The sequence below is a fragment of the Gelidibacter salicanalis genome, from assembly GCF_016469035.1.
Taxonomy (GTDB): Bacteria; Bacteroidota; Bacteroidia; order Flavobacteriales; family Flavobacteriaceae; genus Gelidibacter; species Gelidibacter salicanalis_A.
In genome coordinates this window covers 1-325 of sequence record NZ_JAEHJZ010000600.1, presented here as the reverse complement: position 1 = coordinate 325, position 325 = coordinate 1, and the positions used below count along the sequence as shown (strand labels likewise).

Sequence of the window (325 nt, the reverse complement as noted above, 5' to 3'; positions counted from 1 at the left end):
CCATTTGATAAATGGATTTGCCAGTCGAGTCAACGTAGCACCGTAAATCAGCTCTTCATTTTCACCGAAAACCGCATTTTGATTACCAGTTACCACAGGTCTACCTTCGTAAAAAGCGATTTTGTCATTCCCTATTTTTCCCCAACTACCTCTAATTTTCAAGTTGGATAGAATGCTTTGATTCTGGAGAAATCCTTCTTCTATGAGGTTATATCCTAAAGCTACAGATGGGAAATTTCCATACCTGTTTTCTTTACCAAATCGGCTAGAACCATCACGTCTAAAAGTACCCGTAAAGAGGAACTTGTTCTTGAACGTATAATTT

The 325-nt window shown here is 38.2% G+C and carries 1 pseudogene; it reads right to left on the bottom strand.

Annotated elements, in window-relative coordinates:
• Positions 1-325: pseudogene (locus tag JEM65_RS22095) on the bottom strand (TonB-dependent receptor); the annotation flags it as partial.